This is a genomic window from Chitinophaga costaii (assembly GCF_900094705.1).
GTDB classification, from domain to species: Bacteria; Bacteroidota; Bacteroidia; order Chitinophagales; family Chitinophagaceae; genus Chitinophaga; species Chitinophaga costaii.
Window position 1 is genome coordinate 35,407 of sequence record NZ_FMAR01000004.1, and the last position, 25,602, is coordinate 61,008.

Annotated in this window: 17 protein-coding genes; 12 read left to right on the forward strand and 5 right to left on the reverse strand. The window is 46.9% G+C overall.

The annotated features are described in order from the left end of the window. Positions 1-40 precede the first annotated feature (40 nt). From GA0116948_RS07200 to GA0116948_RS07215, 4 genes are all read left to right on the forward strand, one after another. Positions 41-730: a phosphatase PAP2-related protein gene (locus GA0116948_RS07200; protein ID WP_089710586.1), complete on the forward strand. Its 690-nt coding sequence runs from the start codon at positions 41-43 to the stop codon at positions 728-730. Between the two features lie 158 nt (positions 731-888). Then, on the forward strand, positions 889-1,500 hold the full coding sequence (locus GA0116948_RS07205) for a hypothetical protein (protein WP_089710589.1): 612 nt from the start codon (positions 889-891) through the stop codon (positions 1,498-1,500). A 294-nt stretch (positions 1,501-1,794) separates the two neighbouring features. After that, a complete protein-coding gene (locus GA0116948_RS07210; RefSeq protein ID WP_089710591.1) occupies positions 1,795-2,655 on the forward strand; it encodes an ROK family protein in 861 nt (286 codons plus the stop codon). A gap of 259 nt (positions 2,656-2,914) precedes the next feature. Next, positions 2,915-5,200, forward strand: a complete 2,286-nt coding sequence (locus GA0116948_RS07215) for a GH92 family glycosyl hydrolase (RefSeq protein WP_089710593.1) — start codon at positions 2,915-2,917, stop codon at positions 5,198-5,200. Positions 5,201-5,274: 74 nt separating this feature from the next. On the opposite strand, the gene GA0116948_RS07220 is transcribed toward GA0116948_RS07215, so the two are convergent. After that, the gene (locus tag GA0116948_RS07220) at positions 5,275-5,703 is read right to left on the reverse strand and encodes a response regulator (RefSeq protein ID WP_089710596.1); all 429 of its coding nucleotides are present in this window, start codon (positions 5,701-5,703) and stop codon (positions 5,275-5,277) included. Positions 5,704-5,718: 15 nt separating this feature from the next. Further along, on the reverse strand, positions 5,719-7,341 hold the full coding sequence (locus tag GA0116948_RS07225; RefSeq protein WP_089710598.1) for a PAS domain-containing sensor histidine kinase: 1,623 nt from the start codon (positions 7,339-7,341) through the stop codon (positions 5,719-5,721). Positions 7,342-7,773: 432 nt separating this feature from the next. Here GA0116948_RS07225 and GA0116948_RS07230 point away from each other — a divergent pair, with 432 nt between their 5' ends. Beyond that, positions 7,774-9,990 carry a transferrin receptor-like dimerization domain-containing protein gene (locus GA0116948_RS07230; protein ID WP_089710600.1) on the forward strand — a complete coding sequence of 739 codons (2,217 nt, stop codon included), beginning with the start codon at positions 7,774-7,776 and terminating at the stop codon, positions 9,988-9,990. A gap of 67 nt (positions 9,991-10,057) precedes the next feature. On the opposite strand, the gene GA0116948_RS07235 is transcribed toward GA0116948_RS07230, so the two are convergent. Then, positions 10,058-11,005, reverse strand: a complete 948-nt coding sequence (locus tag GA0116948_RS07235) for a YncE family protein (protein ID WP_123891729.1) — start codon at positions 11,003-11,005, stop codon at positions 10,058-10,060. 251 nt (positions 11,006-11,256) lie between these two features. On the opposite strand from GA0116948_RS07235, the gene GA0116948_RS07240 reads away from it, so the two are divergent. From GA0116948_RS07240 to GA0116948_RS07270, 7 genes are all read left to right on the forward strand, one after another. After that, on the forward strand, positions 11,257-11,490 hold the full coding sequence (locus GA0116948_RS07240) for a hypothetical protein (protein WP_123891728.1): 234 nt from the start codon (positions 11,257-11,259) through the stop codon (positions 11,488-11,490). Positions 11,491-12,512: 1,022 nt separating this feature from the next. Continuing rightward, positions 12,513-13,271 carry an SDR family oxidoreductase gene (locus tag GA0116948_RS07245; RefSeq protein WP_089710605.1) on the forward strand — a complete coding sequence of 253 codons (759 nt, stop codon included), beginning with the start codon at positions 12,513-12,515 and terminating at the stop codon, positions 13,269-13,271. A gap of 317 nt (positions 13,272-13,588) precedes the next feature. Then, positions 13,589-15,964 (forward strand): ABC transporter permease, encoded by a 2,376-nt coding sequence (locus tag GA0116948_RS07250; RefSeq protein WP_089710607.1) that lies wholly within the window; start codon positions 13,589-13,591, stop codon positions 15,962-15,964. Positions 15,965-16,292: 328 nt separating this feature from the next. Beyond that, positions 16,293-16,931: a TetR/AcrR family transcriptional regulator gene (locus GA0116948_RS07255; protein ID WP_089710609.1), complete on the forward strand. Its 639-nt coding sequence runs from the start codon at positions 16,293-16,295 to the stop codon at positions 16,929-16,931. A gap of 211 nt (positions 16,932-17,142) precedes the next feature. Then, the gene (locus GA0116948_RS07260; protein ID WP_089710611.1) at positions 17,143-18,498 is read left to right on the forward strand and encodes a TolC family protein; all 1,356 of its coding nucleotides are present in this window, start codon (positions 17,143-17,145) and stop codon (positions 18,496-18,498) included. Positions 18,499-18,528: 30 nt separating this feature from the next. After that, on the forward strand, positions 18,529-19,569 hold the full coding sequence (locus GA0116948_RS07265) for an efflux RND transporter periplasmic adaptor subunit (RefSeq protein WP_089710613.1): 1,041 nt from the start codon (positions 18,529-18,531) through the stop codon (positions 19,567-19,569). 26 nt (positions 19,570-19,595) lie between these two features. Beyond that, entirely contained in the window at positions 19,596-22,637 is a 3,042-nt protein-coding gene (locus tag GA0116948_RS07270; protein ID WP_089710615.1) for an efflux RND transporter permease subunit, read from the forward strand. Between the two features lie 771 nt (positions 22,638-23,408). On the opposite strand, the gene GA0116948_RS07280 is transcribed toward GA0116948_RS07270, so the two are convergent. Together GA0116948_RS07280 and GA0116948_RS07285 are read right to left on the reverse strand one after the other, a co-directional pair. Then, positions 23,409-24,662: a formylglycine-generating enzyme family protein gene (locus tag GA0116948_RS07280; RefSeq protein WP_089710619.1), complete on the reverse strand. Its 1,254-nt coding sequence runs from the start codon at positions 24,660-24,662 to the stop codon at positions 23,409-23,411. Between the two features lie 187 nt (positions 24,663-24,849). Then, on the reverse strand, positions 24,850-25,308 hold the full coding sequence (locus GA0116948_RS07285) for an NUDIX domain-containing protein (RefSeq protein ID WP_089710621.1): 459 nt from the start codon (positions 25,306-25,308) through the stop codon (positions 24,850-24,852). Positions 25,309-25,602: the final 294 nt, after the last annotated feature.

The window sequence follows — 25,602 nt, forward strand, 5'->3', positions numbered from 1 at the left end:
AAAAGGGAAAAATCATGAAAATTCTTCGTAAAATCGCAGTATGGAAGTGAAGTGGAAAAATGGAACCAGTCGCCCGGTAGCATACGCCGCACAACATCCCTGGAAAGTTAACTGGCAAATACCTGCTTTTAAACGAAGAGTATTCATTGGCGTGGCCGGTCTCATTGCTATTTTGTCTTACCTGCCTGTATTTTTCCAGCATATTGAACAGCGTAATGGTTATGTGCTGCACGATTTTATACTGCGCTTGCTTCCCTCACACGATGTATCGGTCCCTATTTTTGTTTTGATATGGCTATCCGCAGGATATACCCTGTTCAGGGCCATGCAACAGCCGGAGGTTTTTATCTGTTTATTGTATGGATTCCTTTTTGTATGCCTGTCGCGCATTATTACCATCTACCTCGTGGCATTAGACCCACCCATGGATCTTATTCAATTAAAAGACCCGCTGGCTAACCGGTTCTACGGTAAGGCAGGCTTTATCACGAAAGATCTTTTTTACTCCGGGCATACCGCTAGCATGTGCCTGTTTGCCTATTGCCTGCGCGGCCCAAGGGAGAAGCTGCTGGCTGGGCTGGCGGCGGCAGCTGTAGGCATTTTACTGCTGGTGCAGCATGTGCATTACACCATAGACGTATTAACAGCGCCCATCCTTACCTATGCCTGTTACCGGGTAGCGGCCAGCCTGCCGGTGCTGCACCGTTCCTTACTGCGCAGGGTGGCTTAACAATATTCCAGTCGCAATCAGGTGATGGCTTTGGCCTTGCGGTCAGGCCATTTTTTATAGCCACCGCAACTGCCCGCCATTGCCCCCCCTCAAATAAATAGGCCCATAATGAATAGAATTATATAAATTGTAATTATTTTGCATATAAATTAGATTCTATGGGAAAGCATATCGTTTTTATGCTGGCCGTTGTAGGGGCAGTATTGGTCAGCGTTTGGGTATTGGCGGGTGCAGGCCGGGAGAAATTCAGGCAGGGTTATTACATAGATGCCAACAATAACCGGGTAGAGGGCTTCATTTATTTCAATGAAAATAATTATGATCACTTTTATTTCCGCCTGGGAACGGGTGGGCGGGCTGCGCGTATAGGCGTTGCCGTATCCAATGGTTTTGGATTTGATAACCGCAATTTCGTTGTACTGGAAGATGTACACTGGCAAACCAGTTTATGGCGCAATTATGCCCGCCGGGCTTTTGCCGAATTGTTGGTAGATGGACGCGTAAAATTATACCGCGTACTCAGCGAGGCAAACCAGCTTCACCCCATCACCGGAAAAGCCGGAGCCATACAGGTAGTTTCTAACTACCTGTTGCGCCGAGAGGGTGATTATACCTATTTGGCCCTATCGGAAAAGCGGCAACCATTCCGCCAGCAATTGTCGGAATACTTGAAAGACAACCCGGCGATATCGGAACAGATATTGAAATCGGATAGCAGCGTTTTTGACCTGACGGGGGTTATTACCGCTTACAATAAAGGGGGGCAGTAAAAAAATAATTTTTGATGGAAAGGCCTGGTTGCTGTAAAAAAGTATGTTGCTTTTTGAAGCAGCCAGGTCTATACTATGTAGGCACAGCAAGCCCCGCACTGGCCCTGGTTGCGCTCCAACAAATTCCCTGAAAAATTTCTACCCATAGTATTTCTCAAAAAATACCATAACTTAGCCCCTGTTTGGTAAAACGATTTAGCTGATCGGAGTAGGGGAAAAATTTCACTTTATGAAAAAGGTACGCCTCCCCCCGGCGGATGAATGGCCAATTAATCTGGACGTAAAATTTTCAGCATGAACAATGTAGTATTGGGCATCGACATCGGTGGCTCCCACATTACTGCTTCCATGGTAGACCTGGACACCCGCGACGTGGTGGCAGGTTCCTGGCGCAGAACGCGTGTCAATTCCGCGGGCACGGCAGAGTCAATTATTCGCGAATGGTGCGTGGTGATTACAGAACTTTTCGACATTTACAAACCTGCACAAAAGAAACTAGCCCTGGCCATGCCGGGTCCTTTCGATTACCAGGCGGGCATTTCGCTGATGAAAAACCAGCAGAAATACGACGCCCTTTTTGGACTCAATGTAAAGGAATTGCTTTCCGCAGCCTGTAAAGTGCCGGTAGAAAACATTCACATGATCAACGACGCTGCCTGCTTCCTGCAAGGAGAGGTGTTTGGCGGTGCCGCACATGGTTTTACCCGCGCCATAGGACTTACCTTGGGTACTGGCCTTGGGAGTTCCCGCGTACTGGATGGTGTGGCAGAAGACGCCGACCTTTGGAAAACACCCTTCAAAGACAGCATAGCGGAAGATTATATCTCCACCCGCTGGTTTGTAAAACATTACTTTGAACTGACTGGCAAAACTGTGAAAGATGTAAAGGAGCTGAGTGAATTGCTGCCCGATCCGAAGGCCCAAGACGTGTTCAATGAATTTGGCACTAACCTGGGCATCTTCCTGGCCTCTTTTATTCGCATGGATAAGCCGGATATCGTGATCCTGGGAGGAAATATCGCCAATGCGTTGCCGCTCTTCGAAAAATCACTGAAGGAAGAATTGTCCAGGAACAAGATAGCATTGCCAATCAAATGCGCTACCCTGGGCGAAAAGTCTGCCATCATTGGCGCCGCCAGCAGCTGGAGTAAATAAGCAATTATTTAGTATGCCGTATATTTACGTCGCCCGGGACATGCCGGGCGACGCTTTTAAGTGTAGGAGAGGGTGGTACACACAGGTTTAAACTACCGGAAATAGGTCACTGCTTGCCGCTCTCCACAATGATTTTGCATATTCATCCGAGAATGTTTATTTTGCTAAATCGATTAAGTAAACCATTCAATAATTCCCGTTTGTAGCAAACCAGCCAGGTTGCCCGTGTTTTTGCTGCCTACGCCATTAAAAAATCAGTATGAAGAAAATGTTCTTATCCCTCCTGGGTATGGTAGCCCTAGCCGCTTCCGCCCAGACGGTGAACCAGGTGAATGATCCGGTGGAATGGATTAATCCACTGATGGGCACCCAGTCCGATTATGCACTCTCTACCGGCAACACTTATCCTGCAGTAGCACTGCCCTGGGGGATGAATTTCTGGGCACCGCAAACGGGCAAAATGGGTGATGGCTGGTTTTATACTTATAACGCCACGAAAATCCGGGGCTTTAAAGAAACCCATCAGCCCAGCCCCTGGATCAACGACTATGGCCAGTTTGTACTGATGCCGGTAACCGGTTCCCTGAAGTTCAGGCAAGACGATCGCGCTAGCTGGTTCTCTCACAAAGCTGAAGTGTCCAAACCATACTACTATAGCGTATACCTCGCAGAACACGACGTGGTAACCGAAATAACTCCCACCGAACGCGCCGCAGGCTTCCGCTTTACCTTCCCGGAAACCGATAGCTCTTTCATCGTGATAGACGCACTGGACAAGGGGTCTTATATTAAAGTAATTCCCGAAGAAAATAAGATCATTGGTTACAGCACCAAAAACAGTGGTGGTGTACCCAGTAATTTCAAGGACTATTTTGTGATCGTGTTCGACAAACCTTTCACCAGTACCTCTACCTTCAGCGATACAGTACTTACCCGTGGCGGTAAGGAAGTAAACGCTCCGCATGCCGGCGCCGTCATTGGGTTTAAAACTCATAAAGGTGAACAGGTCTATGCCCGCGTAGCCTCTTCTTTTATCAGCCCCGACCAGGCGCTGCTAAACCTGAAAGAAATTGGCAACGATAATTTCGATACGGTAAAATCAAAGGCCAAAGCAGCGTGGAATAAGGAACTGCTGCGCGTAAAAGCAGAAGGCGGTACAGCCGACCAAACCGCTACTTTTTATTCTTGCCTGTACCGCGCCATGTTGTTTCCCCGCAAGTTCTACGAGATAGACGCCGCCGGCAAAGTAGTGCATTATAGCCCTTACAATGGCAAGGTATTGCCCGGTTATATGTTTACCGATAATGGTTTCTGGGACACCTTCCGCGCAGTATTCCCACTGCTGAATCTCCTGAACCCTACGTTAAACGGACATATCATGGAAGGCCTGGCCAATGCCTATAAAGAAAGCGGCTTCCTGCCAGAATGGGCCAGCCCCGGTCATCGCGACTGTATGGTAGGTTCTAACTCGGCTTCCCTGATTGCGGATGCTTACTTATTGGGTGGCCGGAATTTTGATATCAACACCCTCTGGGACGCCGTGGTACACAGCTCCGAAAATGAAGGACCCTTGAGTTCCGTAGGCCGCCTGGGTTGCAAATATTACAATACCCTGGGTTATGTACCTTACGACGCAGGTATCAATGAAAACGCTGCCCGTACGTTAGAATATGCATACGACGACTGGACCATTTACAAACTGGCCGTGGCGCTAAAACGCCCACAGGCCTATATAGACCTGTATAAAAAACGTTCGCAGAACTACCGCAATCTTTTCGATCCCGAAACAAAGCTCATGCGCGGTAAGAACCGGGATGGTAAGTTTCAAACACCTTTCAACCCCTTCAAGTGGGGCGATGCTTTCACCGAAGGTAATAGCTGGCATTACACCTGGAGCGTGTTTCACGACATAAAAGGTCTCATGGGCCTCATGGGTGGCCGCACACAGTTTGTAGGCATGCTAGACTCCGTATTTAAAATGCCACCTGTATACGACGACAGCTACTACGGTGGGGTTATCCATGAAATCCGGGAAATGCAGATCATGAACATGGGCCAATATGCACACGGCAACCAGCCTATTCAGCACATGATCTATCTGTATAACTACGCTGGCGAACCATGGAAAACGCAGTACTGGAGTCGCGAAGTAATGAACCGCCTCTACGCCGCCCATCCCGATGGATATTGTGGGGACGAAGACAATGGCCAAACTTCCGCCTGGTATGTTTTCTCCGCCATGGGCTTTTATCCCGTATGCCCCGGAAGCGGCCAATATGTGTTGGGAGCACCCTTGTTTAAAAGAATGACGATTACCCTGGAAAATGGTAAAAAAGTAATAGTAAACGCACCGGAAAATAACGAAGCAAATCGCTACATATCCGATCTGAAATATAACGGTGCCGCCTATACGAAAAACTACCTTACCCACGACGCCCTGCAAAGCGGCGCGGTGATTGATGTGAAGATGTCGGCTACGCCTAATAAACAGCGCGGCAATAAGGTGACGGATTACCCGTATTCCTTCTCCGACGAACTTAAATAATATTCAGATGATATTTTACAAAGAGAGGGCGGCTAGGTGTCGCCCTTTTTTTATAGGTAAAAAAGGGGGAATGATTATTCGATGGTGGGAAACTGGTAAGTGCCTTCGCAAAAATTATAAAACCTTCTCGCAGTATCAATACATTCATCAAACGTTACTGGTTTTATAACATAAGAATTGGCACCCAGGTGCATGCATTCCTGCATTTCCAATTCATTGAGAGAAGTAGAAAAAATGATGACGGGGATATTATTATACCGCTGGTCTTCCTTTAGCAGTTTCAGCGTTTGCGTGCCGTTTAGTTTAGGCATATTGAGGTCCAATATTACAAGATTGGGCAAGGGAACGGGTTCGCCAATGGTATCCAGGTAGGAGAGTACTTTTTCTCCATCCTCTACAAATTGGATGCAGTCTGCCAGCCCGATGGTGTCGAACGCATCGCTGATGATGAAGCGGTCTTCCACGTCGTCGTCTGCCAGCAGGATATTAATATTTCGTATCATAAACGATGATTGCAATTAATTTACAGGTAATGTAATAATAAAGGTGCTGCCTATACCGGGCGTACTGGTAGCGGTAATATTTCCTTTGTGCAATTCTACGATCTTCTTGCAGATTGTAAGGCCTATGCCGGTTCCTTCATACTTGTCCCGCGTATGTAAACGTTGGAATAAGCTAAACATTTTTTCCAGGTATTTTTCTTCGAAGCCAATGCCATTATCGCGAATATACAGCATCACGTGGCCATTACCACCATTATTGGCATGTACCGCTATAACGGGCTGGGTATCGGGAGCGCAGTATTTGATAGCGTTGGAGATAATATTTCCGAAAAGCTGCCGCATCTGCACGGGGTTGGCGCTGATTACCGGCAGGGAACTCATGCTCACCTGCGCGCCTTTTTCCCGTATAGTCATTTCCAGGTCTTGCAACGCTTCCTGGAAAATTTGGTTCAAGTCGGTAGCTGTTGTGAAATTATCTTCCTTGCGGATGCGGGAAAGCGATAACAGGTCATGGATGAGTTGTTTCATGCGCTGAGCCGCAGAGAACATGTTGCTAAAGGCACGGGTGCCTTGCTCATCGATAAGTCCCACATATTTTTGTTGTAAAAAATTGCTGTAATATATAATCTTACGCAACGGCTCCTGCAAATCGTGGGAAGCCACGTAAGCAAATTGCGACAGCTCAAAATTACTTCTGTTCAATTCTTCAATCTTTTGCTCTAGTTCCAGTTGATAACGTTCCAGTTCCTGCTTGGTTTCCCGCAGTTCTCGGTTGTCGCTCAGGGCTTGTTCCATACGTTTGTGGGCCTCAATCTCTACGCAAAAACCAACACGGGAAAAATGTTGAGTATCGTCCAGTGGTACACTAACTAACTGGTGCCAGATAAGTGCGCCCTGTTTGTTGCGCAGGCGAAACTCGCCTTGGTTGGGTTGAAGTTTTACCACGTTATTGAACCAGATGGTTGGTGTATCGGGAGCAACGTCTTCGGGGTGAATGTGATAAGTCCAAAGCGATTCATTAAGTTGATCCAGCGTTGTGCCGAAATACTCTTTGGCATATTTGTTATAATAAGTAATCTTGCCTGCCGGATCTGTGGTAAAGATCATGAGTGGCAGTGTATCGGTTAATAATTTGTAACGGCTTTCACTTTCCCGTAGTTTTTCTGCGAGTTCCTTGAGCTGCTCGTCTTTACTACTGTTTTCCTGGTAGGGTGAAAGCGGTATTTCCTGATCCAAATAATTTTTCCATTCCGCTATTCTGGCTTTGCTGAACTGGAGATGGGTAGGTATTTTTAACAGTAAACGAGTTATTTTCCCCTGGTCACTGTACTGAATATCCAGTTCATCTACCAGGCGGCGGGCGCAGGCTACGCCGGCGCTCGCATTTATGAAACTTGGATTGCGGTCGTGTATGGCAGCAGAGAGATATTTTTCCTTATTGCGTATTTGTACACCCAGGTTCATATAAGCCCCCTGGCCAGTGGTTATGCAATCTCTAGCAATCTCAGATACTGCGGAGGCAAAGGAAGTTTGCACCGCGAGCGACATGCCGGAAAGCTGCACCAGTTGCATACTTTTTTTGTGCGCCAATATCAGGCCCCTTTCATTCTCCAGTGTAACTTTCACTATGGGCTGCATGTTCTGGAATTTAGTTTACTGCTATGCAATGGCCTTTTTCGCCTCCCTGAGATGGGAGCAGACGGGCCTTAAATAAAGATATAATGTATGTGAGGTTAAATAGAAATAATTACAATTTATATTCACAAGCATTGTGGTGTTTTGATGCTTAGTTGCAAACATTCATACAGTAAAGGAGTTAAAAGATCTGCACATAAAAATTAAACTATGGCACTTTCGCGATAGAGATAATCCGAGCATTTATCATGCCAGACCAGGAAGGGTCCTGGGTGGGGAATGAGGACGCAAAATCCAATCTCCCGGCTCTTGTTATAAGTGGTGAAAATGTCAGCGAAGTAATTATTATATTTGAATTTATTCAACCAAAATAAGACCTGCTTCAGTGCCACCCCGTGCAGGTAATCATCTCCAGCTTTTTTAAAACACCGTTACATGACAAAAAACGTTCCCGCCCTGTTGGCAGGCCTGCTTATTTGCCTGCCGTCTGTACTGGCTCAGCAACATCCCCTGCTTGGTTTTCCCGATTCGGCTGCTGCCATCCAAACCCGCTGGGAAGCACAGTTTGACCAGCAACTAAGCGCTGCTCACATTGGCGCCAATATTAAAGAATTATCGGCCTATCCTCATCACCTGGGTGCTGCACGCGACAAAGCTGTGGCAGAAAACATTGCACAACAATTTAAAAGCTATGGTTGGGAGGTACAGACGGAAACCTACCAGGTGCTTTTTTCGACCCCCCGTACCCGTACACTGGAGCTGGTGGGGGTACCAGGCTACCATGCATCCCTGAAAGAGCCTGCCCTGCCGGAAGACGCCACCAGCGGGCAGGAGGGCCAATTGCCTACGTATAATTGCTGGAGCGCCGACGGCGATGTGACCGGACCACTGGTATATGTAAATTATGGATTACCAGAAGATTATGAATGGCTAGACCGGATAGGCGTGAGCGTTAAAGGCAAAATCGTAATAGCCCGGTATGGCCGCGCTTGGCGTGGCATAAAACCCAAGGTGGCCCAGGAGCATGGTGCCATTGGCTGCCTCATTTATTCTGATCCCCACGACGATGGGTATTTTCAGGGCGATGTGTACCCGAAAGGCCCATATAAAAATGAATACGGCGTACAGCGTGGTTCTGTCATGGATTTCGTGGTATACCCTGGCGATCCCCTCACGCCTGGCATAGGTGCTACCGCTGATGCAAAGCGACTGGATCGCAGCAAAGCGCCCAACTTGCTGAAAATGCCCGTGCTTCCCATCAGTTATCATGATGCACAGCCATTGCTGGCTGCCCTGCAAGGCCCGGTGGCGCCCGCTACCTGGCGGGGAGGCCTGCCCATTACTTATCACATTGGCGGCCAGGGTGCCAGCGTACATCTCACCCTGGCGTTCGACTGGGGCCTAAAACCGGCCTACGATGTGATTGCCACTTTCAAAGGAGCCCGCTATCCCGATGAGTGGGTGGTACGCGGTAATCACCACGACGCCTGGATAAATGGTGCCTCCGATCCCGTTACTGGCCTGTCGGCCATGCTGGAAGAAGCCCAGGCCATCGGCGCACTGGCCAGGCAAGGTTACCGCCCGGCCCGCACCCTCGTATACTGCGCCTGGGATGGGGAGGAGCAGGGGCTGTTGGGTTCTACAGAATGGGTAGAAACTCATGCAGCAGCCCTACAGAAAAAGGCAGTGGCTTATATCAATACTGATAACAACGGACGCGGCTTTTTAGAGGCTGCCGGATCGCACGCATTGCAACCATTAGTGAATGAAGTAAGCCGCGGAGTAACCGATCCTGAGACCCATGTATCGCTCTGGGAGCGGGCCCGTGCCGCCAAGCTCGTTCATGCAGACAATACCAAAGCCAAAAAAGAACTGCTGGACGCCAGCACCCTTACTATAGACGCCCTGGGTTCTGGATCCGACTATTCTCCGTTTTTGCAGCACACCGGCGTACCTTCGCTAAATCTGGGTTTTGGCGGCGAAGATGGCGGCGGAGAATATCATTCCATCTACGATTCGTACGATGATTTTATGCGCTTTAAAGATCCCACCTTTGCCTACCAGCGCGCGCTGGCCCAGGTAGCGGGCCGCATCGTACTACGTTTAGCCGGTGCCGTTACCCTGCCCTTTGATTTTCGCACCCTGCATAAAACCATCAGCAACTACCTGGACGACTTGGTGGCTGCCACCGAAGCGCAGCGTACCAACACGGCGATAGAAAATAAACTAATCCGCTCCGGCCAGTACGACCTGGCTTCCGATCCCCAAAACGCTACCAAGGCGCCACTACTGCGGGCGGAAGTGCCTTTTGTAGATTTCTCTCCTTTGCAGAACGCCCTGGTAGCCTTGCAACTAGCCGCCGATACCATCGCAGCGCGGCAGGCCGCTGGTGCTGCTTCCCCTGCTTTCAATGAGGGCCTTTACCGCGCAGAGCAGCAATTGCTTACCAGCGAAGGGCTACCCAAACGGACTTGGTATAAGCACACTATTTATGCTCCAGGTTATTACACTGGTTATGGGGTAAAAACCTTACCTGGCGTACGTGAAGCCATAGAGCAGCGTCAATGGAAAGAAGCTGCAGACCAGGTAGTGGTGGCTGCTACGGCGGTCAATAAATTGGCAACCTACCTGCGGGAAGTGGCAAATAAATGAGCCTTCTAAAAAACGCAGTCATCTTCCCGGAAAATGAGCGCACTTTTTTGTTTATATGCCTACTCTTTTATTCGCCCACGACCAATACCCTGAATGTGCCGGGCAAGGCTTGGGGATGGCCAGTGGCCACCGGTTTTACCACTGCGGCAGGAAGATATAAGTAGTGTGTTTCAGGATCCAGCGCAATGGTGCGGGCGCTGTGCTGTGTGGGTATTGTGAAGGCTATATGATATTTAGCTGGGTTCAACTCTTCCACTGCCGTGATATTGCCTTCACCATTGGCACTGAAGGCGGTGTTGCGGGCGGGGTCAAATACCACGCCGTCGCATTCGTCGCCAATAGGGAGTTGAATAATGTTGCGGCCATTGGTGGCATCAACCACACACAATAACTTATTGCCACAACCGGCAAACAGTCTTTTTGTTTTGAGGTCGATGGCCAGGCCAGAGGGTTCATGCCCACGGGTGAGCGGCCAGGTTGCACTGCGTTGCAGGGTTTTGGTATCGATCACCACGATGCTGTTTTTATCTTCTATATTAACGTACAGTTTGCCTGTATCTGCCACCATAGATTCAGGCTTGCCCGGTAAGGCTATGGTGGCCACCACCATTTCTTTGTCCGGATCTATTACAGTGAGGCTATTGCTGTGTCCATTGCCCACGAATACCCGCTGGGAAAACGGATCATAATAAATAGCGTCAGGATGCTGGCCGGCAGGAATGCTGGCCCCCGCTTTGAGGTTGATAGTATGGAATACCAGGATGCTATTATTCTTGCCATTACTGATAAAGCCCTTCTGCAGCGCTGGTACCAAGGCTATGCCGTGTACGCCGGATAAGCCAGTCAGTACCCCAATGGAGTCGCCATTGCGGCTGTCGCGCACCTCCACCTGGTTGCCGTGCGAAATATATAACCGATGGGCGGATGCATCCACGCTGAGATAGTCCCAGCCGCCGCTACCGCCAATAGCAAATTCTTGCATCACATGATAACGGGCAAGGGAAGATTGAGACAAAACTACTGTTGGCCATAGCAGGCACAGGCAAGGAAACCAAAGATGCAGCCGCATAAATCAATTTTTTTTTGAATTAGCCGTAAGATTATGCGATAGATTTGGTTTAATTCTGAACCCTGCGTAACTTCAAAGTACTAATAACCCCTTTTTTTTAGACCTTCCAGTTATATAATTTTTTATTTTATATGTCCTGTGTGGCACATGCTTTGAAATATATTTCCCTGAGGAATAAACATAAAAAATCAATGACTATGGGTGCATTTACAATCAATATCCGGCGTAACAGGTTTGACGTACTCCCTTTTATTGCCGGGAATAGTAAAAAATTTAAAGTCAATGTGAACGGCGAAGAAGTGTTTTTCGCGCATGACCTGGATGGTTACCTGCGCGCTGCCGGCGACCGCACCCGGGCTAGTTTGTCACTGCTGGCAGACATTGCAGCTAATATTGAGCATTACATGTTTCATGACAAGTGCCGGCATTAAAAATTTCCGTTGTTTCACCATTTGGAGAACTTCACTGCTGCACACAGCCGCACAAAATTTATAAAGCATATTCTGTACTAGGCAGGCTGCCTGTAATAGTTGTACCATTTATTTTTAGACAGATTTGCTCTCAGCAATAGGTTCCAGTTATTTTGTTATCAATCCATTTTTTTAACCTGTTCTTAGATTAACGTTATTTTACCTGCACATTCATAGGATGTAAAAGCTGCCTGGTTTTCCCGGCAGGCGTTGTCATGCCCCAGCATTTCCATGCATATTTATCAAGGCTCTCCAGGTTAATAGAAAAAGGCGGTGAGATCGCCGCCTAAGTGTTTAAAACCATATCCTATGAAATAAAAAAATGAGGTAATAAGGATAAATAATTGCCAAGTTTGGTAATAAGATGCGTGGAAGAGTCGGATTCCATATTCTCTGAAATAAAATTAGGCGGGCGCTGCTTCCTATAGGGGCATAAAAAAAGCGGTGAGATCACCGCCTTCAAAAATTTTAACCATATCCTATGAAAAACCTGATGCAAATATAGGATGGGTTGCCAACCTGTCAAGTAACATTTGGTGAAGGATATATTTTTGTTGGTGAATGTGTGAAAAAGCACCGTGATAACAAACGCTTAACAAATCGGCGGCAAAGCCCAACAGTAATGTATTGTATTGCCTTGTGGAAATAGGAACATTCATGGGTATTCTGTGTCAAGTACTTACATGGTAGTCGTTTACGCAGTAACCGGATGATTATTCCGTAATGGTTTTTGATGCTGGAAACGATCCTATATCTGGGAGTTTTATTTATTTAAATAAAAAAAAATTACTGCCGCCAAACGCTGTATCAGTAAGAAACATGCCCTTATCTGGCAGATTATCCGTATAAAAAAAATGAGCCTTTTATTTTTCTCTCATCACCCTTTTTTGTCTTCTTGCTGTTTTAGAAGTATACCGGCTATTGAACATTATGCACAGAAAAGCTTGCCAGTATATTTCAATTAGGAGTAAAGTCATAAGAGTATGTTAAGGGATAATGATATAAAAGGAAAAGTAGTATTGATTGCGGGGGGCGCTAAAAACTTGGGCGGGCTACTCAGCCGTAACTTCGCAAAACTGGGCGCAAAAGTGGCCATTCATTATAACAGCGATGCAACAAAGGCAGATGCGGCGCAAACGCTGGCAGACATTAGTAATGCAGGTGGAGAGGCCTTTTTGTTCCAGGCCGATCTTACGCAGGTAGATAATATTAGGCGTTTTTTTGCCGAAACCAAGGCGAAATATGGCGGTATAGATGTCGCCATTAATACTGTAGGTAAGGTATTAAAGAAGCCCTACAGCGATACTTCAGAATCTGAGTACGATAGTATGTTTGATATTAATTCAAAAGTAGCCTACTTTTTTATACAGGAAGCTGGCAAAGAATTAAATGATAATGGGAAGATCTGTACCATCGTTACTTCCTTGCTGGCTGCTTTTACTGGTTATTATTCCACTTATGCAGGTGCGAAGGCACCGGTAGAAGACTTTACCAGGGCAGCTGCTAAGGAGTTTGGCAGCAGGGGAATATCAGTAACATCGGTAGCGCCGGGTCCCATGGATACCCCTTTTTTTTATGGACAGGAATCAGAAGATGCCGTTGCTTATCATAAATCTGCATCCGCTTTAGGCGGATTAACAGATATCAAAGACATTGCACCCCTGGTAGAATTTTTGGTGACCAAAGGCTGGTGGATAACGGGTCAGACTATCTTTGCAAATGGGGGATATACAACCCGGTAATACTTCAAAGATAAAGACAAGATAGGTGAAAATAAATAGATGAAGCGGCGGTGGAAACATCGCCGCTTTTATGTTTATATTTCCTATCAAAATACCCGCTGCAAAACAGGTTATTACATCGCTTCCTGCGGGTGAAGGGGGTGGAGGCGGAGCTCCCTGCCATAAGGGTGTTCAATAACGGAAGGGTTATGTACCGAAAGTGAACATTTGCTTTTGTGGATTTTAAATATCATCCTGAAAATCAATGCCGTCATTATCCGGCATTGTCTTGGTGTACCACCACGGAGGTCATAATGTTCCATAAATAATTCAGGCATATGATGCATAATTTCTTTAAGGTTGTTTTCCGGAACCTGTTGCGTAATAAAGGGTTTTCTATCATCAATATTACAGGCCTTGCCATAGGGATGGCGGCTGCAATACTTATTTTGCTGTGGGTACAAAATGAAAGAAGTTACGATGCATTCCACCAAAATAAAGACCGGATATACGAGGTTTGGAATCGCGTGTCAATGGGTGGTGAAATTTCTTGCTGGAATTCTGTACCTGCCCCGCTGGCGCCTGCGCTGGTAAAAGACCTGCCGGAAGTAGCACGCGTGGTTAGGTTCATTCTACATAAAGGACTGCTGTCTGTAGGAGATACAAAGCTACAGATGACGGGCAATATCGTAGATACCGGGTTTCTACAGATGTTTGATTTTCCCATGATGGAGGGTAATCCTACCACCGCACTGAATGATATGCATACCATTGTGCTGACGGAAAAAACGGCTAAGCGCCTATTTGGAAACAAGGATGCGATCGGAAAAATCATCAAGATCAATAATGAGGATCAAATGACGGTGTCAGGTATTTTAAAAGATCTCCCTAACAATACCCGGTTTGACTTTGATTATTTATTACCCCGGTCTTATTTAAAATACCGGGAAGGAACGGATTTGGGTTGGAGCGATAACAGTACCCTTACATTTGTGATGCTGAAGCCCCATACCAATTATGCTACTGTGGCGGCCAAACTAAAAGTGCTGAAGCAACGTTACAGTGAGGAGGCCAAAACCATGAAGTGGGAACTGTTCATTTATCCGATGCAACGGTGGCGTTTGTACTCCAGTTTTACCAATGGGGTGGAAGACAATGGTGGCCGTATTACGTTTGTAAAACTCTTTACTATAATAGCCGGTTTTATATTATTAATTGCCTGCATTAATTTTATGAACCTAAGCACTGCACGCAGTGAAAAACGGGCCAAGGAAGTTGGAATACGAAAAGTAGTAGGCGCGCAGAAAAGTGCACTGATTGCCCAGTTCATCGGCGAATCTGTTTTCCTGGCCCTGCTGGCCGGCATAGTAGCCCTGCTGTTGGTACAGGTAAGCCTGCCTGCCTATAACCAACTTACAGATAAAAGATTGTTCATTAACTTTGGAAGTGCCATTACCTGGGTAGCCATTGGTGGCTTTATCCTGTTTACGGGATTACTGGCCGGTAGTTATCCGGCCTTCTTTCTCTCCGCTTTTCAGCCCATACAGGTATTAAAAGGCACCTTTAAAAAAGCACATGCATTGGTAACACCTAGGAAGGCGCTGGTGGTGTTGCAGTTTTCCTTTGCCATTGTGTTAATCATTTGCACCATCGTGATAAAGCAGCAAATAGATTATGCCCGTAACCGGAAAACAGGGTATATCAAGGATAACCTTATCTATCTTTTCATGACGGGTGATATTCCCCGTCATTATGCGCTCATAAAAAATGAATTGCTCTCTGCGGGTGTTGCCACCTCCATGACCAAAACAAACTCCCCGCTCACCGAAAGATGGAGCAATGGATGGGGGCAGGGATGGGAAGGAAAAGACCCAAACAACCACACCTCTTTCGACCGGTATTTATCGGATGACGGCTTGGGGGCCACTGCAGGATTACAGTTTGTGCAGGGGCGTGACTTCGACCTTAAGAAATTCCCGACAGATTCGTTAGGGCTAATCATTAATGAATCGGCGTTGAAGGTTATGCAGTTCAAAGACCCTATCGGTAAAACGGTATCGGACCTTGGCGTGAATTGGCACATAGTAGGTGTAATTAAAGATTTTATATTCACCAGCCCTTATGAGCCTACCAGGCCCATATTAATTTGTGGGGCCAAGAGTAGCTTTTTAAATTTCCAGGTGATACTGATAAAATTAAATGGAAACAATAGCATGATTAAAAACCTGGAAAAAGTAGCCGCTATTTTTAAAAAATACAACCCGGATTATCCTTTCAACTATCAGTTCACAGACCAGGCCTATGCGAAGAAATTTGCTAACGAGCAGCGCCAGGGAACTTTAGCTGCATTATTTGCAGGGCTTACCATTTTTATTTCCTGCCTGGGATTATTTGGGCTGGCTACCTATATGGCGGAAAACAGGACAAAAGAAATTGGCGTGCGGAAAGTACTGGGTGCTTCGGTAGCGGGCATTACGGCTTTATTATCTATGGATTTTGTGAAGCTGGTCATTGTTTCGTTCTTACTGGCAACGCCCTTGGCCTATTGGGTCATGCACAAATGGCTACAAGGATACGAATACCGGGTTACTTTACAATGGTGGATATTTGCCATGACGTGTTTGCTATCGGTAGCCATTGCCCTGCTTACCGTTAGCTACCAGGCAATCAAAGCGGCTATGGTGAACCCGGTGCAAAGCCTGGGAAAAGAATAAAACCAGTCCAGTAAAAGTTATGCGGCATGGTGGGGCATATAAGAAGGCGGTGCGATCACCGCCTTCTTAATTAATCACCTCTATATGAAACCAGGCGTAAAAAAGAATGCTAGGTAAGTAATACGTGTTCATTATTCCTTAATTGGTGATTTTTGCTTGTGGACATAGCTATTCTTACTACCTTAAGCTTGTTAGCTTTTACTAGGCACTTATAATAATGGCCCAGATTAATATTAATACATTAATAATTAACTTGTTAGTAATATTTATAAAAATTAATTGAAATACTGAACAGTGTTCAGTATTTTTGCGTTGTCAATAAATTTTCATGGGTATTACAGAAAGGAAAGACCGGGAGCGGCAGGAAATGCGGGCCAAAATACTGGAGGCTGCGGCTGCCATGTTCATCCAGGATGGATATGAAAAAACTTCCCTGCGCGGTATTGCGGAAAAGATAGAGTACAGCGTGGGTACTATTTACCTGTACTTTAAAGACAAGACAGATTTGTTTCATGAATTGATGTCGCAGGGCTTTCAAAAACTGCTGGATAAATTAGCCCACATGCAAAACCTCCCGGACACTAACCCTGTTGGCGCGCTGCGGGAAGTGGCCCTGTTGTATATGAACTTTGCTGCGGAAAATCCCAGTTATTATGACCTGATGTTCATAATGCGCAAACCCATGGAAATGGTACACGACGAACACGACTTCCAGGCAGGAACTGATTCGCTGGAAGTCCTGCAATCTATCCTGGCAGCCTGCATTGCGCAAAAACGGGTACGTTATGAAAATGCAGAGATTGGCGCTATGTTATGCTGGAGTACCCTGCATGGGCTAATATCATTGTACCACCGTAAGCGCCTCATCATGATAGAATGTAAGGTGCTGACCCCTTTTACAATGGATAATTTTCTGAAGGATGCAGTAGACGCCTATTTAAAGGCAATCATTATTGAAGAAGGGTAATATTTGCTGCACTTTCCGCCAAAGAGTGGTATTTAGGGAATTGTCTAGGGGGTTTTGACAATATAAATTCGGATGAGCGCATCCGTTTTTTTTAGAATTTATAGCTTAACAATGTTCATTTTATAAACGAAAGGCAATAAGCCTTTTATTTTTTACTTATCTAGTGAACAATGTTCATTAAGTAAATAACATTCACTTTAAACTAATCATCATGAAAAATTTATTGCTCACTACTTGCCTGCTGCTTGTCGCCATGGGCAGCGTGTTGGCCCAGCTGCCCGTGCTGGAGCAGTACATCCGGCAGGGATTGCAAAGCAATCTTTCACTGCAGCGACAGCAGCAAAGTTTGGAAAAAGCCCAACTAGCCCTTCAAGAAGCCAAAGGCCTGTTTTATCCTTCGCTCTCTTTTTTATCAGACTATAACTACGCCAACGGGGGACGTAAAATAGACCTGCCCCTGGGCGATTTGTTTAATCCTATTTACCAGTCGTTGAATCAATTGCAACAGGGACAAAAATTTTCCAATATTCCTAATCAGCAAGTCTTGTTCCTGCCCAACAATTTTCAGGATACCCGCCTGCAGGCCAGCATGGCACTGATCAATACAGAAATCTGGTATAACTATAAAATACACCGGGAGATGATTACCCAGCAACAGGCAATGGTGAATGTATACAAACGCAACCTGGTGAAAGATCTGAAAGCTGCTTACTACAATTACCTGAACAGCCTGCGCCAGCAGGATATCTACAACAATGCGGCCACCTTGCTGAAAGAACAGTACCGCAGCACCTCATCGCTGGTAAATAACGGCAAAGCCCTGAGAGGCAACCTCCTGAAAGTGGATGCAGACATTCATCAAAACGATGCATTGCTGACCGCCGCCACCAATGATGTTCAAGTGGCTAAAGCTTACTTCAATTTCTTGCTAAACCAGCCCCTGGAAACGCCTATCCCCGCAGATACTTCGGTATATGCGGCCGCTTTGCCGGATACGGTGCCTGCGCTTTCCGCAGCAGCAGTAACCGGCAGGGATGAGCTGAAGGTGCTGCAAAGCGGTCTAACACAAACTAACCTGCAGGTGAAAATGAAACAAGCAGCTTACGTTCCCGAACTCTCCACTTTTATCAACGGGGGCTACCAGGGTACTGGATACACTTTTAGTTCCGACCAGCGCTACCTGTTTGGCGGAGTGTCTTTGAAATGGACTTTATTCAATGGTAACCAGCGCAGAGCGCAATTAAAGCAAGCGGAAGTAGACCGCAGTTCCCTGCAAAACCAACTAGCCGAAACCCAGCAGCAGCTTGCCCTGGAGCTTACCACGGCGCAAACGAACCTGCACAATGCACAGGCACGTCTGGGAAGTGCCCTCGCTAGTCAAAGCGCCACCAGGGAGTATTACCGGGAAACCAAAGTACGCTATGCCGAAGGCCTGGTACTGCTCCTGGAAGTGAGCGACGCCTTTACGCAATTTGTGAATAGCCAACTGGCTTACCAACTGGCCCTTACTGAAGTACTCACTCGGGAGGCGGAACTGGAGCAGGTAACCGCCGCTTATCCTTTATAAAAATTTATACAACACACAAAACATTATAGCATGAAACAGTTATTTTTTTATGGCCTTCCCGCCATCGTGTTGCTGGTATCTTGTGGCGGTGCAGCGCCCGCAAAGGAAGAAACCATCGTGCGCACGCCAGTAAAAACTGCCGCTGTGGAGCAACGCCAGTATGTAGCGCCCATTGTGAGCAGCGGCACCATTGGGTCTGATAAAGAGGCCAGGTTATCGTTTAAGACTGGCGGCGTCATTGCCCAGCTCCATGTGGATGAAGGCGATGCGGTACATGCTGGTCAACTATTGGGTACCTTGAATATCACCGAAATCCATGCACAGGCTATGCAGGCCCAGCAAAGTTTTGACAAGGCAATGCGCCGGCAAAAACGCACAGAAAATTTATATAACGATAGCACCGCTACGCGGGAAGAACTGGAGAATAGCCAGACCGATGTAGACATAGCCCAACAGGCACTTCACATCGCCCGGTTCAATGAACAATACGCCGCCATTTACGCCAACCAGTCTGGCCGCGTACTTCATAAAATGATGAACACCGGCGAAGTGGCCGCCCCCGGCCAAACGGTATATGTGATTAACAGCACCAATGCCAGCGATTGGGTGATCCGCAGCGGCGTGGCAGACCGCGATTGGGCCCGCCTGGCCGTGGGCGACACCGCTACACTGCAACTGGATGCTTATCCCGGTAAAACATGGAAGGCCATTCTCACAGAAAGGGGAGAGGAGGCCGATCCGGCTACTGGCACCTTTCCCATTAAATTAAAAGTATTGCCCGGTGATTTTACCCTAGCCAATGGACTCACGGCCAAAATCAGTATTTATCCCTCGCATGCCGTACCCCTGTTTTTTATTCCGGTAGCAGCCATTACCGAAGTAAACCATACTACCGCTTACGTATATACGATTAATGCAGATGGTAAATCGGTAACACGGCACGCAGTAAATATCTCCTGCCAGTTGAAAGACGCAGTGGGTGTGGATAAAGGCCTAGAAAATATTTCGCGCGTGGTGACAGACGGCGCTTCCTTTCTCCGGGAAAATTCATTTGTAACAGAAATGCATTAATACTTACGCACTTTAAAATTACCGTTATGCGTATTACCGAATTTTCCGTAAAAAATTACCAGTTTACCATCGTCATTTTCCTGATGGTACTGGCCCTGGGACTTACCTCCCTGCTCAATATGCCGAGGGGGGAAGATCCACCGTTTAAGGTGGCCCGCTTCACCATCATCGCCGTATATCCTGGCACTAGTCCTAATGATATGGAGAAGCTGGTTGCTAAGCCCATTGAAGATAAACTGCACGAACTATCTGATATAAAACGTATTCGTTCCGATATCAACGACGGTCTTTCGGTTACCGACCTGGAATTTGATTACAAGACCAATGCCGATGATAAATACAACGAGGTGGTGCGGGAGTTGAACAGTATTCGTAGTGCTTTGCCGGAAGCGCTGCTAAGCCTGGACGTGAAAAAATCAGCGTCGTCTAACGTAAATACATACCAACTGGCCCTTACCAGTGAAAGCGCCACCTACAAACAATTGTGGGATGTGGCCGATGCGTTGAAGACCCAATTGGAAAAGGTGGAGGATCTGAAAAAAGTGGAAATTCACGGGTATCCGCAGCAACAGATCCGGGTATCTATAGACCTGGAGAAGATGGCCCAGCAACGCATTCCGCTAAACCGTATCATTGCCGCAGTGCAGGCTGGTGCGCTAAACATTCCCGGCGGTAACATAGACGCAGGTGGCAAGCGGTTCAATATTAAAACCAATGGCGATTATGCCAGCTTAGCCGAGATCAGCAATACAGTGATCACCGCCGCCGGCGATAAAATGGTATTCCTGCACGACCTGGCAGACGTGCGCATGGATGACGAGGAGCCTAGTTATATTACCCGATATAATGGCAAACGCGGTGTGTTTATTTCAGCCAATGAAAAGGAACGTACCAATATCCTGCAGATCAATAAAGCCGTAGAACCCATCATTGCTGATTTTAAAAAGAACTTGCCAGGCAGTATGCAACTGGAAGAAGGTTTTGTACAAGCCAGGGATGTAGAGAAACGGCTCTCTCACTTTGGGCGCGACTTCCTTATTGCCATCCTCCTGGTGGCCATAACCCTTATTCCTCTGGGCTGGCGCGCTTCTTCGGTGGTAATGATATCCATCCCACTCTCTATAGCCATTGGTTTGTTCCTTTTGCAAATGCTGGGTTTCACCATTAACCAGTTAAGCATTGTAGGGATGGTTGTGGCACTAGGATTACTGGTAGACGATAGCATTGTAGTTATAGAAAACATAGAACGTTATCTGCGCCAGGGTGCCACGCCCATACGCGCCGCCATAGACGCCACAAAGCAGATCAGCGTAGCTGTGCTGGGATGTACGGCCATCCTCATCGTATCCTTCCTGCCCATCCTCTTCTTGCCGGAAGGTGCCGGCGATTTTATCCGCAGCCTGCCCATGGCGGTGGTGACGACGGTACTGGCATCGTTATTTGTATCCCTCACGATCGTACCCTTCCTATCCCGCCTTATTTTACGCTCGCATGCACATGCAGACGGCAATATCGTGCTGCGTAAATTGCAAAAGGCCATCAATGGTTCCTATCGCCCCCTGCTGCACCTGGCATTAGGCAAACCCTATTGGACGCTTGCATTTGCGGCAGCTTTGTTTATGGTAAGCTGCCTGTTGTTTAAAGTAGTGGGCTTTGGATTGTTTCCGCGTTCGGAAAAACCCATGTTCCTTATTAATATAGAAACACCGCTGGGTACCAGCTTGGATAAAACAGACAGCGTGTCCCGCTTCGTGGAAAGAGAATTGCTGCTGCACCAGGATATCCAGACCGTGTTTAGCAATACCGGCAAAGGCAATCCGGCGGTATATTACAACCAGGCGCAGCATAACGAAGCGGCCAACTTTGCGCAGTTTTTCATTCGCCTGCATCCAATAGAGGTACCGGAAATGGAAAGGTTGGTAGATACGCTGCGACTTCGTTTTGATCATTATCCTGATGCTAAAATTGAAGTGAAACAGTTTGAACAAGGCCCTGCGCAGGAAGCGCCCATCGCCATCCGTTTGTTTGGCGATAACCTGGACACCTTGCGCAATCTGAGCGCCCGCGTAGAAGAGCTGATGCACCGCACACCCGGCACCATCTACGTGAACAACCCCTTGCAAACTTACAAAACAGACATTCACCTTCTGATAAATAAAGACAAGGCAGCCTTGCTGGGTATAGCCACCAGCGATATAGACCGCATGGTGCGCATGGGCATTGCAGGCCTTAACGTGGCCCAGTATAAAGATGAAAAGGGGGATAACTATTTTATTAACCTTTCGCTGCCCCGCGATCAGCACCAAACGCTGGAGGCATTTAATAAAATTTATATTCCCACACCAGGCGGCGCTATGGTACCACTTCAGCAACTGGCCTCCCTGGAATTTGAAACCTCTGTGCCACAGATTAAGCATTACAACAAAAACCGTTATGCACTGGTGACCAGCTTCGTGAAAAACGGCTACAACACCGCTGTAACCACCCAACAGATAGAAGCAGGCTTGCAACAATTACAGTTTCCTAGCGGCTACAACTATATGATGGCGGGCGAAGTAGAAAGCAGCCAAGAAAGTTTTGGTAACCTGGGTACTATTATCGTGATCACCGTCTTTGCATTCCTAGGCATTTTGCTGCTGGAGTTTAAGACCTTTAAAAGCACGCTCATTGTGCTGTCTGTCATTCCATTGGGCATCGTGGGTACGGTAGCTATCCTGCTTATTACGGGTAATACACTTTCCTTCATATCCGTAATCGGAATTATAGCGCTGGCGGGTATTGAGGTGAAGAACAGTATTTTGCTGGTAGACTATACCAACCAGCTACGTGCAGGTGGTATGGACTTGGAAGCAGCCATCCAGGAAGCCGGGGAAACCCGTTTTCTGCCTATTATTCTCACCACACTCACTGCGATTGGTGGCCTTATTCCGCTGGTGATGGAACGCAGTCCATTGTATTCTCCACTGGCCTGGGTACTTATTGGAGGTTTAATCAGTTCTACCATTCTTACACGTTTGGTAACACCGGTGATGTACAAAATACTAAAGCCTACCGTACAGCATGATTAAGTTTTTATAATGGTGGTGAGTAGTTACTGCAACAGATATTTGCCAGACCTGAAAAAAGGTCCGGTAAATGTCTGTTGCATTTTTTTTATAAGCTAATTATTTATAGGGTTGTTGATATGTGAAATGATTTTATTATAATAATTTATTTAATATAATGAAGTGAAGTAAGATGATCAACTTGCTGAAAGTGGCTACCGGCAATGGTTACACGCAGCTCAAAAATAAATGGCATATTTATTATGTAATAGAAAATTTATTATCTTAACAGTGGCATATGAGTAGCTTATGATGAGATGTTGAATGGTTGAATCTTAAACTTATGTCTGATATTATTGCATCTTGTTTAATTGCTTGCGTTGTTTTTGTTTTTGTATTTATGCTGGTGGCCGTATTTATGTTGGGCCGTTTGCAGCGATCAGCGCATTCTCACATTAAATTCGACTGGTATCGCCGGGTGAATAGCAAAGCTTTGCGGAGTTACATGTTCATGACACAGGATGTTACGGAAAAGCGTAAGGTAAAAACAGCCTTGTTGTGTATGAGGGCAGCGGATTTACTGACCGTATCTTTGATCTGTATGTTATTGGTGTTGTTAGTATTCCGGCTATAACGCAGGGTAAAAGCACTACTTTATTTATTTTGTAAAATCTTACTAAGTTTATAATATGTAACCGGTTGGCACCGGAATGGGCTTTCGCAACTGCGGATGCCTTTTTTTATGAAGGCATGTTATCGCTGTTCAGGTTAAGTTATATCTTCTTCCTTATCTTACTACTTACTGGCCAGCAGATGGTTACTTTTTCGCCATTCCTCTTCGCTCATTACAGGGCGGAAGCCGGTATGGTTTTCCCCCGAATAGGGGTCGGTTTTCATTCGTGCCGAAGGCCGGTAGCTTGCGCAGTAATGAATGTTACACAGAAAACTGCCCCCCCTGATTACCTTTTTTTGTGCATAAGGTTCATCCGGATCGTAGGCTTTGGAAGGGCCTGCAGGATCGGTGGCGTTGGGCAGAACTTGGGAATAGGTATCGGGGCGGTACCAATCGCTGCACCATTCCCATACATTACCTATCATATCGTAAAGACCATAACCATTAGGACTATACGACATTACCGGGGCGCTCAGCTCATAGCCGTCATGTAGCAGGTTTTTATAAGGGAAATCACCCTCCCATAAATTGGCTTTGATATTTGTAGCGGAAGGAGCGTCGTCGCCCCAGGCAAATTCTTTGGCCGACAGCCCGCCCCTGCAGGCGTACTCCCATTCTGCTTCACTGGGCAGGCGTTTGTGCGCCCATTTACAATAAGCCACGGCATCGTACCAGCATACCTGGGTTACCGGATGGTTGTCGAATTGGGAGGTGCTCCACACATCGCTGGCAGGCCCATTGGGATGTCGCCAGTTGGCCCCAGGTACATACTGCCACCAGCGTGCAATATTATCCAGCGGTACCGCTCCATCGGTTTTTGTAAATACCAGCCCGCCTGCTAGAAGGGTACCTGGCTCCGGCTCCGGGGTGCCAGGGGGTAGCTGCTGTTTAAGTTGCGACCATTGCGGTGTTTTTTCTGCCTCAGTAATGAAACCAGTGGCCCGCACAAAACGTTTAAACGCACCAATGGTAAGCTCTGTTTTATCCATCCAGAAGCCTGTTATTTTTACCGGGTGTACGGGATATTCATCCTTGCGGGCCTCGCTGCCCACGCCGCCCATAATAAAATGGCCGGCAGGAATCCAAACCATATGAGGGGGCCAGGGCTTAGCTGGCCAATGTGCAGTATCCAGCACGCCTGCCTGGGCCGGCGACTGGCCGGCTACTGGCTGACTGCCGCCGTTATTACTTTTTTGCGCCATGAGTGCAGATCGTGATGCCGGGTTAATGCAGGTCAAGCTACGCGATGCTTTGCCACTAGTATCTATAGAGAAGGTGCTGGCCGTATTGGTAGCCGTTTGGTGGCAACCACCTGCCATTACTGCGAGCAGTAGAACTTCTGCAGTATGGCGCCATATATTTTTTGGATAGAGCATATAAATAATAGTTGTGCCGGGAGGCCCGTTAAAGCGGCTTATCCGGTGCCTGGCCCACCGTGGTGGCAATGGTAGGCCTGGCAACCTAAAAAATGAGAAAGTGACAACAAGATAGTAAAAGTGGGTAAGTGTTGCAAGTGGAGATTAGCCAAGTATTAGGCGGCTATGATGGGGGCAGTGGGCAGGTTTATGCCAATAGTTGTTCCAGCTCGTTAAGCAAGGCCACCTGCGAAGGAAGGATTTTTTCCCTGGCCGTGGAAATATCAAACCAGCCTGCCTTGTCTACTTCCGGGAAAGATTTTTGAATACCGGATTTTGGGGGCCACTCCATGGTAAAGGTGTTGCTGGTAATAGCGGCGGCATCCAGGTTGCCGGCAGTAGCCCAGGCGTATATTACTTTCCCGGTTTTTTGCCGGATGGGTTGTAAAGTATGGAATGGCCCGGCAAGCGTGTGGCCGGTTTCTTCTGCAAATTCCCGCTGCGCGGCAGCCAGCGGATTTTCGTTTGTATCAATTAGTCCTTTGGGGATAGACCAGACACCAACATCCTTGCGCGCCCAGAAAGGGCCGCCAGGGTGTACGAGTAAAACTTCCAAGTGTGCCTGATAAAAGCGGTAAAGTAAGATGCCTGCACTTTGTTGTGGCATGTGGTATTTTATAGGAGTAAAGATAAAAAGCTAAGATGATCTGGCATCGTTAACAACCTGTTAACTAATATTAATTTTAACTTGCATACTCAATCTACTCAATTTTTTTTTTATTCATAACCTAGCCAATTTTACGCAGGCGCCCATTCGGGTGCCTGTTTTTATTTGGCATGTCATGTGCTTATTGCATCTACAATTGGTGTACATTTAAAATAATGTTTAATTTATTAGTAGGAACAGTATCCCCACATCGTTTATATGAGAAATTTTTTTCAACGCTTACCCCTCCACGTT